15 protein-coding genes are annotated in these 16,100 nt (G+C 41.3%); 10 read left to right on the forward strand and 5 right to left on the reverse strand.

The window, feature by feature from the left end; all coding sequences use genetic code 11:
• Positions 1-318: 318 nt before the first annotated feature.
• The 10 genes from QTN47_RS11435 to QTN47_RS11480 all read left to right on the forward strand — a co-directional run bounded on the left by QTN47_RS11435 (position 319) and on the right by QTN47_RS11480 (position 9,035).
• Positions 319-813 (forward strand): hypothetical protein, encoded by a 495-nt coding sequence (locus tag QTN47_RS11435; protein ID WP_369329505.1) that lies wholly within the window; start codon positions 319-321, stop codon positions 811-813.
• A gap of 12 nt (positions 814-825) precedes the next feature.
• Positions 826-1,725: a hypothetical protein gene (locus QTN47_RS11440; protein ID WP_369329506.1), complete on the forward strand. Its 900-nt coding sequence runs from the start codon at positions 826-828 to the stop codon at positions 1,723-1,725.
• An 11-nt stretch (positions 1,726-1,736) separates the two neighbouring features.
• Positions 1,737-2,885, forward strand: a complete 1,149-nt coding sequence (gene darB, locus QTN47_RS11445) for a dialkylresorcinol biosynthesis protein DarB (RefSeq protein ID WP_369329507.1) — start codon at positions 1,737-1,739, stop codon at positions 2,883-2,885.
• A gap of 193 nt (positions 2,886-3,078) precedes the next feature.
• Entirely contained in the window at positions 3,079-3,486 is a 408-nt protein-coding gene (gene DarG, locus QTN47_RS11450; protein WP_369329508.1) for a flexirubin biosynthesis protein DarG, read from the forward strand.
• Positions 3,476-4,489 carry a BtrH-related acyltransferase DarH gene (gene darH, locus QTN47_RS11455; protein ID WP_369329509.1) on the forward strand — a complete coding sequence of 338 codons (1,014 nt, stop codon included), beginning with the start codon at positions 3,476-3,478 and terminating at the stop codon, positions 4,487-4,489. Before DarG ends, darH begins: the two co-directional genes overlap by 11 nt.
• Positions 4,489-5,241, forward strand: a complete 753-nt coding sequence (locus QTN47_RS11460) for an ABC transporter ATP-binding protein (RefSeq protein WP_369329510.1) — start codon at positions 4,489-4,491, stop codon at positions 5,239-5,241. The genes darH and QTN47_RS11460 overlap by 1 nt, the downstream gene beginning before the upstream one ends.
• Positions 5,238-6,515 carry an ABC transporter permease gene (locus QTN47_RS11465; protein ID WP_369329511.1) on the forward strand — a complete coding sequence of 426 codons (1,278 nt, stop codon included), beginning with the start codon at positions 5,238-5,240 and terminating at the stop codon, positions 6,513-6,515. The genes QTN47_RS11460 and QTN47_RS11465 overlap by 4 nt, the downstream gene beginning before the upstream one ends.
• Positions 6,516-6,526: 11 nt before the next feature.
• On the forward strand, positions 6,527-6,793 hold the full coding sequence (locus QTN47_RS11470; protein WP_369329512.1) for a phosphopantetheine-binding protein: 267 nt from the start codon (positions 6,527-6,529) through the stop codon (positions 6,791-6,793).
• A gap of 11 nt (positions 6,794-6,804) precedes the next feature.
• On the forward strand, positions 6,805-7,992 hold the full coding sequence (locus QTN47_RS11475) for a beta-ketoacyl-[acyl-carrier-protein] synthase family protein (protein WP_369329513.1): 1,188 nt from the start codon (positions 6,805-6,807) through the stop codon (positions 7,990-7,992).
• A gap of 5 nt (positions 7,993-7,997) precedes the next feature.
• Positions 7,998-9,035, forward strand: coding sequence for a beta-ketoacyl synthase chain length factor (locus QTN47_RS11480; RefSeq protein ID WP_369329514.1), 1,038 nt, complete (start codon positions 7,998-8,000; stop codon positions 9,033-9,035).
• 522 nt (positions 9,036-9,557) lie between these two features.
• On the opposite strand, the gene galB is transcribed toward QTN47_RS11480, so the two are convergent.
• From galB to QTN47_RS11505, 5 genes are all read right to left on the reverse strand, one after another.
• Entirely contained in the window at positions 9,558-12,101 is a 2,544-nt protein-coding gene (gene galB / locus QTN47_RS11485; protein ID WP_369329515.1) for a beta-galactosidase GalB, read from the reverse strand.
• A gap of 179 nt (positions 12,102-12,280) precedes the next feature.
• Positions 12,281-12,643 (reverse strand): ApeI family dehydratase, encoded by a 363-nt coding sequence (locus tag QTN47_RS11490; protein WP_369329516.1) that lies wholly within the window; start codon positions 12,641-12,643, stop codon positions 12,281-12,283.
• A gap of 515 nt (positions 12,644-13,158) precedes the next feature.
• On the reverse strand, positions 13,159-14,238 hold the full coding sequence (locus tag QTN47_RS11495) for a beta-ketoacyl synthase chain length factor (RefSeq protein WP_369329517.1): 1,080 nt from the start codon (positions 14,236-14,238) through the stop codon (positions 13,159-13,161).
• A gap of 2 nt (positions 14,239-14,240) precedes the next feature.
• Positions 14,241-15,464 carry a beta-ketoacyl-[acyl-carrier-protein] synthase family protein gene (locus QTN47_RS11500; RefSeq protein ID WP_369329518.1) on the reverse strand — a complete coding sequence of 408 codons (1,224 nt, stop codon included), beginning with the start codon at positions 15,462-15,464 and terminating at the stop codon, positions 14,241-14,243.
• Entirely contained in the window at positions 15,465-16,088 is a 624-nt protein-coding gene (locus QTN47_RS11505) for a hypothetical protein (protein ID WP_369329519.1), read from the reverse strand. It lies immediately after the preceding gene.
• Positions 16,089-16,100: the final 12 nt, after the last annotated feature.

Genomic DNA, 16,100 nt, shown 5'->3' on the forward strand with positions numbered 1-16,100 from the left:
ATCAGTAAGTAATTAAATTGTCGTCCCTCCTAAGGTTTTGATGACGTTTGTATTCCTTCTCCGCCTTTGCTTCTTTGCGTTCTTTGCGTGAAACTAGCTACGAGCTATCAGCTTTCAGCGATCAGCTATACCACATGTCGAAAGAAACTTGTCAACCATGAGGTAGCCGTCATTCCTGAAGTCGTTTTGATCTCTCCAGTAATTTCGCTGCGTCGCCGCCTCTTCGCGTCCGCTGCGTGAAACAAACTGTGAGCTATCAGCTTTAAGCATTGAGCTTTAGGCTTTAAGCTTCTCTAAAACCTTATATTTGCCACCGATATGAAATGGAAAATAGTTTTATGTTTTTTGCTGGCAGCAGTTTTTTCGTTTAATGCACTTCAGGCTCTTCCGTTGTCACAGGGTTTTGATAAGGCTGCATTTTATCGCACAATGAAAGATGGCAACGTTGATGATATTGACAATGAATTATCACGCGTAGACGCTTCTTCGTTTAGCGAGAAAGATGCTTACAAAGGAACCTTACAGATGAAAAAAGCTGGCATGATAAAAAAGGCAAAGGATAAGATGGACCTGTTTAAAAGCGGCCGTATTAAACTGGAAACCGCGCTGCATGGCGATCCCAATAATACCGAATACCGTTTTTTAAGACTGATGATACAGGAGCATGCTCCAAAGGTTACGAAGTACAAATCCCAGTTAGATGAAGACAGCGAATACATCAAGAAAAACTATAACAAGCTAAGTCCGGATGTTCAGGAAATAGTCAAAGACTACAGCAAGAGCTCAGCTATTTTACATCCTGAAGATTTTTAACCTGCCGCAGATATGCAAAAAAAAGTATTGGCTGTTTACTATTCACAATCCGGACAGTTAGGAGAAATTATTGATAATTTTTGCGAACCGCTTATTCAAGCCGGCGCATCGGTGGAAAAAGTGAGAATCAGGCTAAAGAATGATTATCCTTTTCCCTGGACAGGTAAACGATTTTTTAGCGTAATGCCCGATTGCGTTTTGGGGACCATTGCAGAACTGGAACCTTTTCAACTCCAATCAGCATCCTATGATCTTGTAATCCTCGGCTACCAGGCATGGTTTTTATCGCCAAGTATTCCGTTCAATTCAATGATGCATCATCCTGCGTTACTAAACGTGCTAAAAGATGCTCCGGTTATTACGGTAACTGGTGCCAGAAACATGTGGGTGAACGCATTCGAAAAAATTAAAAAGCTTATCAATAATGCGGGAGCAAAACACGTGGGAACAATAGCCCTGGTAGATAAGCATCTTAATCTTGTGAGTATTTTCACTATTTTTCATTGGATGATTGGTGGAAGGAAAACAAAATATTTGGGCTTTTTTCCCAGGCCCGGGGTTTCTCCAGAAGATATAGCAAACACTAAAATATTCGGCGAAACAACATTGTCTTATCTTCAAAAAAATGAATGGAATGGCCTGAAGGAAGAGCTGATTGAGAAAAAAGCGGTGGTTCCAAAATTCCATTTATTGTTTATGGAATCGAAGGCTGGAGTAATGTTTAAGATATGGGCCAACATTATTGCAAAAAGCAAAAAAAGGGATATATTGCTTGTAGCATTTAAATATTATCTTTTAATTGCGCTCTTTATATTTGCGCCCATTGTATTTATTATCGACCTGCTGTTCTTTAAGCCATTTCTGTCAAGATATGTCAGAAGAAAAAAAGAAGCTTGTCTAAAATTGAATTAATTAGAAATACTATGTCTCTTAACGAGGTTTATATCACAAACACTTCCATTTTTCTACCCAATGATCCGGTCTCCAATGATGACATGGAATTATATCTCGGTTACATAAATGGCAAGCCATCCAAATCCAAAAAGATTGTATTGCGCAATAATGGCATTCAGACCAGGTATTATGCATTAACAAAAGAAGGCAAGGCTACACACACCAACGCTGAAATGACGGCGCAGGCTGTGCGTAATCTTTTTGATAATGATCCGGAGAAGTTGAAAGAAATTGAGCTGCTGTCTTGCGGTACTTCCTCTCCTGATCAGATGATGCCTTCACATGGTGTAATGGTGCATGGCAATCTTCCTGAGACAAGTGCGATGGAAGTAGTGTCACCAGCAGGTGTTTGTTGTGCCGGCATGCATGCTTTCAAATATGCATATATGGCCGTTAAGACGGGCGATGTAAAAAATGCTGTGGCTACCGGGTCTGAAAGATTTTCCGGATCGCTTGTCGCCAATGCATTTGACGAAGAAGCACATAAACTGGAGGCTTTAAATGAAAATCCTTTTATCAGTTTTGATAAAGAATTTTTGCGTTGGATGCTTTCAGACGGCGCCGCTGCATTCGCTATGAGTGATAAACCAAATGAAGAAGGTTTGAGCTTGCGTGTTGACTGGGTTGAAGGTGTTTCCTATGCAAACGAAATGGAAACCTGTATGTACATGGCCGGTGAAAAGCAGGCAGACGGCTCACTCAAAGGCTATCTTGATTTTACGCCCGAGGAAATTATGACCAAGTCCATCTTCAGCATAAAACAGGATATTTCTTTGTTAAGCAACAATATCGTTCCGTTAGGTGGCAAAAAAATAAAAGAAATAGCTGAACGCAGAGGTTTTGATACTGACGATATAGATTATTTTCTGCCACATATGTCGAGCGAATTTTTCCGAAGCAAGATCTTCGACATCATGAGCGTGTTAGGCAAAACAGTTCCCTTTGAAAGATGGTTTGTCAACCTTACTAAAATGGGTAACGTCGGCGCCGCATCTGTCTACTTCATGGTGCATGAGCTTTTCAAAAGCGGCCAGTTGAAAAAAGGACAAAGACTTTTGTTATTGGTGCCGGAGAGTGCGAGGTTCTCTTATATGTATGCGATGCTGACCGTTGTGTAAGATCGTAAGATAGTAAGACCGTAAGATAGTAAGACGCGTAAGACCGTAAGATAGTAAGATGGGTAAGAGAATGATTTGAAATGTGTAGAAAGATGGAGATTGAAGAGTTTTGGTTTTGGGTTTTAAGCTTTGGGCTTTACGCTTCCTTCGTGTTTCTCAGTGCCGCCGTGCCCCCGTGGTTTAAAAACTTGTTATGAAAAAAGAAGATGTTCCGCAAAACGTGAGTTCATTGGGTAAGATAACAACCGAAGTTTGTTATGCTACCGATGCGAGTGGAAACTACACCACGCAGCAAAGCCGTGGTTGGGAGGTTAAGATTGATGCGCTGAACGTAACCTGGGAAGACATACAAAAGAAAGTAGAAGCCGCCAAGCAGCGCGTATTGAATAATGAAGTTAGTCCCATCGCATTCTTTATTGAAAGAAGTGTAATGGATATTAATATTCTCTCAGGATATACAGGGTTTTGGAAATGGCAGATTAAAAGACATCTTAAGCCTGCTGTATTTAAAAAACTGTCGCAAAAAAAATTAGCTAAATACGCCGAGGTTTTCAATGTTTCGGTAGATGAACTAAAAAGCATGGATGTGCATGAACAATAATTTTGAACATATACAGGCTGCACATTGTGAGAGTGGCGTAACAAGAAATTTATTAAAGAACATAGGGATTAATAAAATGACCGAGCCGCTTGCTTTTGGTATAGGCTCAGGACTGTTTTTTGTTTATATTCCTTTTATCAAGATCAACAACGGACCCGCCATTGCTTTCAGGTCTATGCCGGGAATTATTTTTAAGCAAACCTGTCATTCATTAGGGATTCACGTTGAGCGGAAGAAGTTTTCTTCCCGTGAAAAGGCCCAGCAGTTCTTAGATGATCGCCTTGCTGAAGGCAAAGCAGTAGGTTGCCAGGTTGGTGTATACTATCTCCCCTACTTTCCGAAGGAATACCGCTTCCATTTTAATGCACATAATTTAATTGTATTTGATAAGGAAGGTGATAACTATATTGTAAGTGATCCTATTATGGACCAGGTAACTTCAATGACAAGTTACCAGTTGGAGCGTGTTAGATTTGCGAAAGGAGCATTGGCTCCAAGAGGGCAGCTTTACTATGCAGAGACAAATCATGAAGTTACCGACGAGCAAATGAAGAAAGCCATTCAGCATGGCATCAAAAAGAATGTATTTAATATGCTTCGCATCCCCGGGCCTATTGCAGGCGTAAAGGGCATACGTTTTACTGCAAATAAAATAAAACACTGGCGCGACAAATTCGGACTTGAAAAAGCAGGTTTGTACCTGGCGCAACTGGTGCGCATGCAGGAAGAGATTGGAACCGGTGGTGGTGGCTTTCGCTATATATATGCCGCGTTTTTGCAAGAGGCACATGCCTATCATAACAACGACGAATTGCTGAAGATCTCAGAAGAGTTCACCAAATCAGGTGATCTGTGGCGCACATCCGCGGTACAGGCTGCCGGTATTTACAAAGGCAGATTGGGAACTCAGCAGGATTTTAATGTGATGGGCGACTATCTTCTCGAGATAGCAGAAATTGAAAAGCAGGCTTTTGAAGCTTTATCCAAACTAAAATGGCAGTAATGAGCGACTATCCTGCTGTTAAAATATCCGGCCTTGGGTTTACCTATCCTTCTCAATCAGGATCGCTTTTTACTGATCTGAATCTTGAAATTCAACAGGGAGAAAGGTTTGGCTTGTTCGGACCTAACGGTGCGGGCAAAACAACTTTGATGAGCCTGATGACCGGCTTGCTTCCTTTTAATGAAGGTATAATTGAACTAAACGGTCAATCTATTCAAACAAAAGATAAAAAGATCAACCAGCTCTTTGGCTATGTTCCGCAGGATTTTTCTTTCTATGATGAATTAACGCCTGTTGAAAACCTGGAGTTCTTTGGCGCATGGTCCGGATTAAATACAAAACAAATTAAACAACGAACAGCTGAACTTCTCGATGTGATGAACCTTACATCAGTTGCAAACAAGGCCGTCACTAAATTTTCAGGCGGAATGAAACGTCGCGTTAATCTTGCCATTGGCGTTATTCATCAACCTAAAATATTGTTCCTGGATGAACCCACAGTTGGTGTGGATGTGCAAACGAGACATGACATTCTGAATTATTTACTTCAACTAAATAAAAACGGCACAACGCTTATCTATACTTCTCATCAACTAAGTGAAGCGGAAGAATTGTGCAAACGTGTGGCAATGATCGATAATGGAAAAATTGTGGCACACGATGATTTGGATAAATTACTCGTTGATCACGAGCAGGATGGTTTGGAAGGACTTTTCTTAAACCTAACCGGCAAAAATTTTAGTCAGTCATGAAGCTTTGGGCAACCATAAAAAAAGATGTGCGCATTTTGTTGCGGGATAAGGTTGGCCTCACCTTCATGTTTGCCATGCCAATACTATTGGTGCTGGTTGTTACTGCCATCCAGAACAACACATTTGATCTGCTGAGTAAGAATAATATATCCCTATTGGTCAGCAATAAAGATACCGGCAGGTTTAGTAAAGAATTTATGCAGACCGTTGATAAACTGGGTATGTTTAAAGTTGTAGAACTACCCGGCAAATCAAATGATGAAGAAGTGACCACGCAGCTTCGCAATAAAGATGCAGTTGTTGCAGTTATTATTCCGGCGGACTTTTCGGTGCAATTAAATGAGAGAGCAAAAAGCATCACTGATAAGGCATTAAGCTCATTCGGACTGGAAGGAGATTCTACAGCGGCTAAGGTAAACAGCACAAGTGCTTTGTTAATGTACTATAAGCCGGAGATACAATCATCCTTCAAACTATCCATACAAAGCGCGTTAACCAGTGCATTGCAGATGGTGCAAAGCAGGCAGGTGTTGAAGACCTTATATTTTTCGATTAACGAGAAGCCTTTGCCTGATTCACTGGAAGATGAAATGCTGAACAACAGGATGGCTATTGATGAAAAACCACTTACGCGATCTGACAGCAAAGAGATTCCAAATGCATCGCAGCACAACGTTCCGGCATGGACCATTTTTGCCATGTTTTTCATTGTGATCTCACTGGGCGGAAGTATCGTAAGAGAAAAGTCAAGCGGTAGTTTTATCAGGCTTAAAACATTGCCTACAAGTTTTCTTACGGCGCTTTTGTCAAAACAGATCACTTACCTTGTTGTCACAGTATTACAAGCCATATTAATTTTTTTAATTGGCGTCTGGATCTTTCCCTACCTCAGCTTACCTAAATTGAATATGCCTTCCGATATATTGGGATTGTTTATTGTAACGCTGGTCTGTGGCCTGTGTGCGGTTAACTATGCTATATGTATTGGTGTGCTGGCAAAAACACAGGAGCAGGCAAATGGGTTCGGGGCGGTATCTATTGTAATACTTTCAGTCATTGGTGGTCTAATGGTACCATCCTTTGCTATGCCCGCATCTTTTAAAGGTGTTATGATGTTATCGCCTTTACATTGGTGCCTCAAGAGCTATTATGTGCTCTTCCTGGAAGGCGGAAAACTAAAGGATGTTATTATAAATATCCTACCTTTAATTTTGATTACGCTTGTATTTCAGCTAATAACAAGCATCGCACTGCAAAAGAAAAATCTTATTTGAATTTTTATATAATGGAAACAGTAGAATTAAAGCAGCAATTAAAACAGCAGATCATAGAGTTTTTGAATCTTACATCTCTTACGCCTGAAGACATAAAAGATGATGCACCTTTTTTTGGTGCGGATGGACTGGAACTGGATTCAATTGACTCACTTGAACTGATCGTATTGCTGCAGAGAGTGTATGGCATTTCTATAAAAGATCCAAAAGAAGGTCGTAAAGTATTGGTTGATGTTAATACCATGGCTGACTACATTGAAAAACACAGAACCAAATAAATTCATTTTTATTGAGCAGGATTTTTGTTACGGGTGTCGGAATCATCAGCGCCATTGGCAATTCATTGAATGAAAACCATGCTTCATTGTTAAATGGCAAGTGTGGCATTTCATACGTAAACAACTTTCCTTCCAAATATGCATCCGAATTACCGTTTGGAGCAATTCAGACGGGCAATGATGCTTTGAAAGATAAACTCGGGATAAGTAATCCTTCTGTTACACGCACAACTTTACTGGCAATACATGCAGCAAATGATGCTGTTGAGGATGCTGCACTTACAAAGGATGAATTAACTTCTGCTGATACTGCTTTTATTGGCGCTACAACAGTTGGCGGTATGTGTCTGACAGATGAATTATATCGCGATGCAAATGAAAACTATAAGGAGTCTCCTTACCTGTCATCTTACGATTGCGCATCTGTATTTCTTTATTTACAGGAATACTATCATTTAAATGGCATAATCGATACAATCAACACCGCTTGCTCATCTTCTGCAAATGCAATCATGTATGGAGCGAGGCTGATCAAAAATGGATTGGCGAAAAGAGCCATTGTTGGCGGTGCGGATAGTCTTTCAAAATTCACGATTAACGGATTTAATGCACTTCATATTCTTTCAGACGAAGTCTGTACTCCGTTTGATGAGGGGCGCAAAGGCCTGAATCTTGGCGAAGGAGCAGCTTTTCTTGTGCTTGAAAAAGAAGAAGATGTTGCCGGGAAAAAAATCTATGCAGAAGTAACGGGATATCATAACACAAGCGATGCATTTCATCCGTCATCATTGTCAGATAATGGTGAAGGCCCGTTTCTATCAATGCAGGGCGCTTTAAGAAGTGCACAACTGCAACCCAATGATATTGATTTTATTAATGCGCATGGAACAGGAACGGAAAACAATGATGAAGCAGAAAGCCGTGCTATGATCAGGATCTTTAATACGCCACCACCCTTTGCTTCAACCAAATCGAATACAGGTCATACTTTGGGTGCAGCGGGAGCCATTGAATCTGTCTATAGTATTTTGAGTATAGTAAACCAGGAGATCTATCCCGGACTTCATTTTACAAAACCAATACAGGCTACGGGACTTGAGCCCGTTGTTGTTGCCAAACAAATACCTGTAAACCATGTAATGTCCAACTCATTTGGTTTTGGTGGAAATTGTACTTCACTCATCTTTTCTAAAGCCTGATCAACATGTTGTATATCCACGAAGCAAGTTGCATATCACCCCAGCAAACATTCTCAACGATAGATCTTGAGCATGTAACAGACCCGGTGGACAATAAGCTGCATGTTGCAGAACCAGCATACGGAGGCATTCCCAAAAACATGCTGCGTAGAATGGGCAAAGCCGTGCGTATTGGTGTTGGGGCATCTTTGCCGCTGCTGGATAAAATTTCTTCGCTTAATGGTTTTATTATCGGCACTGCAAATGGTGGCATGGAGGAAAGCATTTTGTTTTTAAAACAGATCATTGCTTATGATGAAGGCGTTTTAACTCCCGGAAGTTTTGTACAAAGTACAGCAAATGCTACCGCTGCGCAGCTAAGTCTCTTAACGGGAAACCGAGGTTACAATATTACACACGTCCATCGTGGCCTGGCATTTGAAAATGCGGTGATCGATGCAGCAATGATGGTGAATGAAAACAAAGGCACGAGCTATTTGCTTGGGGGAATTGATGATATATCCAACTATAACTACAAGCTCGACTACATGGATGGCTGGTATAAAGAAGAGGAAATTGACGGGCAATCATTCTATAGCACAAACTCAGCCGGTAGCATTGCGGGTGAAGGTGCGGCTATTTTCCTCGTAAATGATCATGCTCAAAATGCGTTGGCAAAAGTTAAAGCAATAAAGACATTACATTCGGCTGATCCTGATTTGATAAAACGGGCATTTGAAGGCTTTATTAAAGAACAACAAGTTGACCTATCATCCTGCATCTTTTTAAGTGGTGAAAACGGAGACAGCCGTCTTCTTCCTTTTTATACATCCTGCGAGGAAATTCTTGGGACTGATATAACAATCGCCCGCTTTAAGCATCTTTGCGGAGAATATCCAACGGCGTCCGCCTTTGCGTTGTGGCTCTCCTGCCAGTTGCTAAATAGGTTGCAAATGCCGGAGCATATGATTAAGAAGCACGGCTCTGCTAAACAGCCTTCTTCCATTCTTATTTATAACAATCACAAGAATGCGCAGCACAGCTTTATGCTAATTGAAAGTTGAAAATTGACAATTGAAAATTTCAATATCGTTTAGTTGGGATCTGACAATATCAAACGCTCATAGAATATCACAATCAGGTCAATTTCGGGAGACTCTCCTATCGGGCCAATGACAGATTTCACAACAGTGATTGTTTTTCCCGTAGGGAATTAAGCTCCATAGAAATGTGCAAATTGAGAACATCATAGTCCGTTAGGACTTTAACCAACTAAAAAGGGTTAATGTCCTAACGGACAAAAAAGACCTTATATGTTACGGCTTCTATTAAACTTTAAGTCCTACGGACTATAGACAAAAAGTATACTGTCATCTCTTGTTTACAGACTTCTTTGTTATTATGTAGCAGCTATTAGGGCTGCTCTGGTTATTTTTTCTGACGAGCCAGTAGCGTGCATTAAACGCTATTACGCATACATATCAATATAAAGCCTCACTTTTCGTTCATTTGATAAGGGAACTAAAAGTGAGGCTCCTGGGTAAGATTAATTCCCGTAAAAAAAAATTACGGGATATAAAAAAAGGTTACCTGTTTTCTATCTCAATTGAGCCTTCTGCCAGTTGTTCGCTTATAGCATGTACGGTGAACTTGCCTTTAGCTCCACCTTTTGATTTTACAATTACCAATGCCATTCCGTTGAAGGCTGGGCGGTCATGACTTTGAAAAGGAACAAAACTAATGGGGTTGCCATTGTCTGTTGCTACAATTTCTCCCGGGCCTTCAATTGAAAAATGAATGAGCGGATGAGAACGGGGCACCACAAGTCCTGCGTTATCTGTTACTTTAACAGTAATAAAACTCAGGTCATCTTCGCCTGCCTTTATTGCAATGCGATCTGCAGAAAGAACAAGTTTGTTCATTTCTCCCGTAGTCTTTACGATGTCTGTTGCCCACTGTTTGCCGTTTTTATAGCAAATTACTTTTAATTCACCGGGCACATATCGCACACTATCCCAGGTGAGACGAAAATCCTTCCCGGGTGTTTTATGTTTCCTTCCCAAACTTTTTCCGTTTAAGAACAATTCTGCCTCATCGCCCGAAGTATAAACATGCACAGGAGTTATAGAGTCTATTCTTTCCGGCCAGTTCCAGTGAGGAAAAATATGTGCCATTGGAAGATCGGGTCGCCAATGCGCCTGGTAGCTATAGAAACGGTCTTTGGGAAATCCAGCCAGGTCTATAATTCCAAAATAGCTGCTTCTTGAAGGCGGATTATTTTTGCGGATAAACTCCAACTGTTTTTCAAGCTCTTCTTTTTTAGAAGGGTCGGTGCGAAAGTTGAGCAAATTTGTTTCATCTGAATTGTAAGGAGTAGGTTCACCTAAATAGTCAAAACCTGTCCATACAAACTCACCAAGCAAATTGGGGTATTTCGCGTTGGTTCTGAATTGTTCATCAGGCGAGCAACCCCAGCCCGGCTTGGCATTATCGTATGATGATATTTGCCAGTTCTGGTAATCGTTCGATCCAAAATAATATTCACCTCTTGTGCTAACACAGGAAGAGGTCTCGCTGCCAATTGTAGGCATGTTGGCATATCGTGGATCGGCATCCCATTTCGCCTGTTGACCAAAGAAATAATTCACTCCCATAACGCCTAATGCTGTGGCAGCGCCTGAATTGCGACCACCATCAGGATCATTGTATCCGTTTGAAACGGGACGTGTTGGGTCTTCGCGCTTCATAATTTCTGCCAGGTGTTTGGTCAGTTGTACATTTTGCTGCTCCAAAACTTCATTACCAATGGACCAAATGAATACAGAGGGATGATTGCGGTCGCGATGTATAAGCGCTTTCAAATCCTTTTCATGCCACTCATCAAAAATCTTATTGTAATCGTTTTTGCGTTTCCCTTTTTTCCATGCATCAAATGCTTCGTCCCAAACCAGGAAGCCCATTTTGTCAGCTAATTCAAGTAACTCCGGTGCCGGAGGATTGTGTGATGTCCGCAATGAGTTGCAGCCCATGTCTTTCAATATGTTCAGTTGCCTTATCAACGCACTTTCATTAAATGCTGCACCAAGAGCGCCTAGATCATGATGATTGCATGTACCTTGTATCTCAACACGCTTGCCATTTAACAGGAACCCGTTTCGTGCGGTAAATTCAAGTGTCCGAATGCCGAAAGGAGAATTATAGGTATCTACAACTTTACCATTTATTTTAATGACTGTTTGTGCCACATACCTGTTGGGCGCTTCAATACTCCAGCGTTTAGGGCGGGTTATAGTAGCCTGGGATTCTGTAATTTTCTCTTCACCTGCATTCAAATCGATTATCGATTCTTTTGTGGCTGCTACTTTTTTAACCGGCCTGTTCAATACATCCAGTTCATACAATGTTGTCTGAGCAATTGCTGTCGCTGATTTTTGGGACTGATTATTCAAGGTTAATGCAATATTCACCACTGCATCCCGATCGGTTATTTTGGGAGCGGTGATATATGTGCCCCAGTGAGCAACGTGCACAGGCGCTGTTTTTACCAGCCATACATGACGGTAAATTCCAGCTCCCGGATACCATCTTGAGTCCCAGTTTTCTGTATCCAGGCGAACTGCCAGAACGTTTTCTTTTCGAGGCAGGATGTATGGTGTTAGATCCATCCGGAAAGATGTATATCCATAAGGCCAGGTGCCAACATATTTTCCATTAAGCCATATTTTGGCATAGGCCATAGCTCCGTCAAAATCTATGAAAATCTGTTTGCCTGTATCCGTTGCGGGAATGGAAAAATGCTTCCTGTACCAGCCAATCCCCTTCCAGGGAAGCTTGCCGGTAGAGCCATCCAGTTCTATTCTGAAAGGGCCGGTGATGGCCCAGTCGTGCGGCAGTTGTAGTTTTTGCCAACTGGCATCGTTGAGAGCCATATTTTCCAACGCTGCAGGTTCTTCTTTTCGTGTTCCATCGGGTTGAAGTCCATAACGCTGAAAAAGCCAGCCATCATCAAATGATGCCGTATTTGTTGTTCCCATCCGGGTAATGGGGGCAGATTGTGAAAATGCGCCGGGCAAACCGGGAAGAAAAAGTGACGCGAAAAGGAATAATTGAAAAAAACGCTGATAATTCATTTTTTATGTATTGTACTATTATGAAGGAAAAAATCAGCATTCAAAAAAGGCGAATGCAACCTGGGGTACAATGTACATAACTTTAGAACAGAGAAATCTGTAGCAGGCGAGATGTTAGTTTAACAGAATAATCGGGTAAAATTTAGCAAGGGGAACAGGCGAATGCCGGTAGATCACAGCTACAGCAATGTAGCTTTGCATTTGAAACATACGTCTTCATTCTTCAGGATAGTTGCATTGATTTTTACGTGCATGGAATCTGTCAACGAATAATGTATGTTTACTGCCAGCCTATCCTTATCATTTGGGTTTATGATTGAAAGGAACTTCAGGTCATCTGCTTTTATTAATCGGAGAGACCTGCCAATGGCCAACTCTGTCAGTTCTTTGACAATTTGCAATAGACAAGCGCCGGGAACAACGGGTTGGCCGGGAAAATGACCTTGAAAAATGCGGTGAGTGCTGTTTACAGTTAGTGTTGCATGTAACACGTCCGCCTCAACAGATGAAAAAATTATATGGTAAAAATCGTCTTTAAGCATTATTTATTTGTTTCAAACGAAATGCAAATTTAGTCAGTTGCCATTTCAATGGTGTCTGTTAAGAACAGTTTCTAATAACGTTCATCGAAATCTCGTCAAAAGTTTCACGCAAAGAACGCAGAGAAGCTACGGCGCGGCGAAAATGCCTTCGGCATTTATTGATTCAATGAATTTGGATGTAGCAATTTGTAAACATTCCGGCCAAGGAGGAAGAACGCAATAAAAAAATAACAAATCAGTGTGTAGAACAGCTTGCCATCTGTAATGCCAGCTACACTTTGGAGAGGCGTTGGCCGGCAAAACGCCCGGAGGGATCGGGTTTGCCTTGATTTTTTCCTGCCCGATCTGTAATCATTCAGGCGGGGGTTCTTTTGGATCAAGCCAAAAGAACATAAAAAAAGAAAACCTCACACCCGTAATCATTCTTAAGTTTTCCTGTTCTTCCAAGCCTGATTATGGCGGTTGAGAGAATTTCAGAAATCAATGATGTCGCTTAACTAAGCGATATTGAATGATTAATGGATATTTTTTTTAACGTCAGTCGCAGATAGTACCATCACAGAATGATGTATATTTTGAGAATGATTATAAATCAATACTTTTTGGGGCTGTATATTCTTCACTTTATCATTCGCAACAGTGGGAGGAATTTCTCCCGCCTTTAAAATATTCGCGGCAAGCCATAGCGCAAATGATGCGGCAGTCGGATATTCGCCACACAAGTGTTTAAAGTGTAGTGAAGGTTTATTCCGGAAGATGGTTTTCTGCACTTCATCATATATCGCATCGTTTTTTATATCTCCGTTTCGCCCATCAATAATGAGATCAATTTCGTTGAGGTCAACAGATTGAGATTCCAGTGAACGCAGGATTTCCTCTTTTAACGCTTCAATATTTTTTGGTTTGTAAACTATCGACAATGCTTCCAGGCGGGCATAATCTCTATCAGATGGCTGATCTGCCAGAAGAAAAAAAGCAGCCCCTTCTCCCGCGATAGTTCCTTTCGTAGGTACATTAAACAATCCGAAATTGGAAATATCTTCTCTTTTATAAAGGCCGAATCGTTTTAAAATATCATGACTATATTTCGTCAACTCATCCATGCCACCAATCAACACTGTATCGGCTTCATTTTCTTTCAACAACAGTACTCCATCAAGCAATGCGTTTTCAAATGAAAATGCGCCATGCACAAATGTATTGTTGTAATTGGTACATTGAAGCATTAAGGCTATTTGTGCACCAACTGTATTGTGGGTTGACTGAATAAATGCTGTGGGTGAAAGCATTTGCTCTTCTTGCTCAATCATTCTGCTTACAAAAATACCGGTGTCTTCAAGACAACCATAAGCCGTCCCCGTTATGATCGCAGAAGGTTGTTGAACACCCGCATCCTGAAGGCATTGAGATGCAGTGGCAACACCCATGCGAATGATCCGGCTCATTCTACGGATGAGTTTGGCATCTATATAAGTTTTATAATCCGGTTCTATCGCTTTCAGTAAATTATTATTGTATTCAACTGCATCAGCCAGCAATGGCTGATCGCCAAATGTGTTCTGTGGTGATATGGCTGCCGCTGATCTTATATACATTATCATCCTGCAATTTTTGAAAAGACTAAGGAAGAACAATTGCCTCCAAATCCAAAGGAGTTGGACATTACGTGGTTAACCGATTCTCCTTTTAATAAACTTGTTTCCGGTTTAAAGGGAAATTCATGCATTGGCGTTTGCAATCGCAGGTTGGGATAAATCAATCCATATTTTATAGCTAATGCTGAAAATACAGCTTCCACTCCCCCACTAGCGCCTAGTGTGTGACCTGTAAAAGATTTTGTTGAGCTCATTTTTGGATAATGCGGATCGAACAATCGCTGCACAGCCGTTCCTTCAGCAAGATCGTTGTTGTTCGTTCCGGTTCCATGCAGGTTGATGTAATCAATATCATACGGCTGAAGACCACTCATTTGCAATGCAGCACTCATGGCTGCATAAGAACCTCTGCCATCAGGAGAAGATGCCGTTTGATGATAGGCGTCGTTCCTGTTAGCATAACCACTCAGTTGGCAATATGCCCGTTTCGATAAACTGTCAGCCACTTTCTGCGATACCAGCACCACATAACCAGCACCCTCTCCCAGGTTCAAGCCCTGGCGGTTGTCATCAAATGGTTTGCAGAACCCGCGGTCAAGTATCATCAATGTATTAAACCCGTTTAAGGTAAACTTTGTCATTGAATCTGTACCACCGGCGATAACCACATCCAACATATTGTGTTTGATCAACCTCGCGCCATAAAAAATAGCATTTGCAGAAGATGAACACGCTGTACTAATGGTTGATATGTAAGAACGAATTCCCAGCGCATCGGCCGCGATTTCAGTTACCTTACCGCACTCATGATTGACAACATCCCTTAGCCGGCCTTTTTGCGGATCTTTCAAAAAATCAACAAAAAAGTTTTCCGTTTTATCCATGCCTCCAACTGTGTTAGCTGATACAAATCCGGTGCGGAGGCTTTCAATGTTATCAATATCCGCGTCAAGCAAAGCTTCCCTTGCCGCAATCATGCTTAGCAAAGCCGTGCGGCTAGTCTTATTTGATGCACCTGCGACAGCTGCAAGTTCATCGTTGCTCATCTTTACTTCAGCAACAGGAATTTCGCCGCTGTAAAAAGACGAAAGATATTTCATCGGCCCCATTCCGGCATTGCCGCTTTCAAGCGATTGCAGGCATTCCGCCACATTATTTCCTATCGGAGAAATAATGCCGACTCCGGCTATATATACAGGTGTATGTATGTTTGTGTTACGCTCCATTTAGATTTTCTTTCCACTGAATATCTTATCCATATTCGCTTTGTTGAATAAAATCGTATCATCGCCGGCGTTCTCAACCAGAAACAACGTTGCATGATAATCTTCACCCAGGACATCTACCCAACCACAGATGCAAAGTTTTGTGGTTCCACTATCCATTAGACCACCAACGTAAGTTTCCATAAAACCGGCATCAAATTCGTCAAAGATAAAAAATCCGTTTTCGCCCTTAAATCCATTCCTGATGGACATTTCACCGATCATAATATTGGGTAAGGTATATACAAACAAAGCCGGACTTGCAATCTCCTCCACAGTTTTGTAATACTTAAAATCTACGTCCAGGCTTGCATTGGCATTACCAAGAACAATGGCTATTTCTTCGGGAGCATACTTTTTCAGAGACGGTTCGTCTTTTAATAAGATCTCCGATGCCAACCATCCAAGTTTGCTTAATGCATCCATTTTGTAAAACTTTGGGTAATCTATACCCATATGCAGATAAGCATTTACCAGGAAAGCCTGAACATCTCCGTCATGTGCTTCAAACAACCTTGTTCCATTCTTTTCGACAATGCCGTTACTTATGACGCAACTGGCAATGATATGTTTCTCTGAACTCAATCTCTTTGGTTT

This window comes from Danxiaibacter flavus (genome assembly GCF_041060425.1).
Taxonomy (GTDB): Bacteria; Bacteroidota; Bacteroidia; order Chitinophagales; family Chitinophagaceae; genus Danxiaibacter; species Danxiaibacter flavus.

Coding starts and splice junctions, on each gene's coding strand:
- darH (WP_369329509.1), top strand. CDS start 3,476: ATGAACAATAATTTTGAACATATACAGGCTGCACATTGTGAGAGTGGC.
- QTN47_RS11440 (WP_369329506.1), top strand. CDS start 826: ATGCAAAAAAAAGTATTGGCTGTTTACTATTCACAATCCGGACAGTTA.
- QTN47_RS11500 (WP_369329518.1), bottom strand. CDS start 15,464: ATGGAGCGTAACACAAACATACATACACCTGTATATATAGCCGGAGTC.
- darB (WP_369329507.1), top strand. CDS start 1,737: ATGTCTCTTAACGAGGTTTATATCACAAACACTTCCATTTTTCTACCC.
- QTN47_RS11465 (WP_369329511.1), top strand. CDS start 5,238: ATGAAGCTTTGGGCAACCATAAAAAAAGATGTGCGCATTTTGTTGCGG.
- QTN47_RS11460 (WP_369329510.1), top strand. CDS start 4,489: ATGAGCGACTATCCTGCTGTTAAAATATCCGGCCTTGGGTTTACCTAT.
- galB (WP_369329515.1), bottom strand. CDS start 12,101: ATGAATTATCAGCGTTTTTTTCAATTATTCCTTTTCGCGTCACTTTTT.
- QTN47_RS11480 (WP_369329514.1), top strand. CDS start 7,998: ATGTTGTATATCCACGAAGCAAGTTGCATATCACCCCAGCAAACATTC.
- QTN47_RS11435 (WP_369329505.1), top strand. CDS start 319: ATGAAATGGAAAATAGTTTTATGTTTTTTGCTGGCAGCAGTTTTTTCG.
- DarG (WP_369329508.1), top strand. CDS start 3,079: ATGAAAAAAGAAGATGTTCCGCAAAACGTGAGTTCATTGGGTAAGATA.
- QTN47_RS11495 (WP_369329517.1), bottom strand. CDS start 14,238: ATGTATATAAGATCAGCGGCAGCCATATCACCACAGAACACATTTGGC.
- QTN47_RS11490 (WP_369329516.1), bottom strand. CDS start 12,643: ATGCTTAAAGACGATTTTTACCATATAATTTTTTCATCTGTTGAGGCG.
- QTN47_RS11470 (WP_369329512.1), top strand. CDS start 6,527: ATGGAAACAGTAGAATTAAAGCAGCAATTAAAACAGCAGATCATAGAG.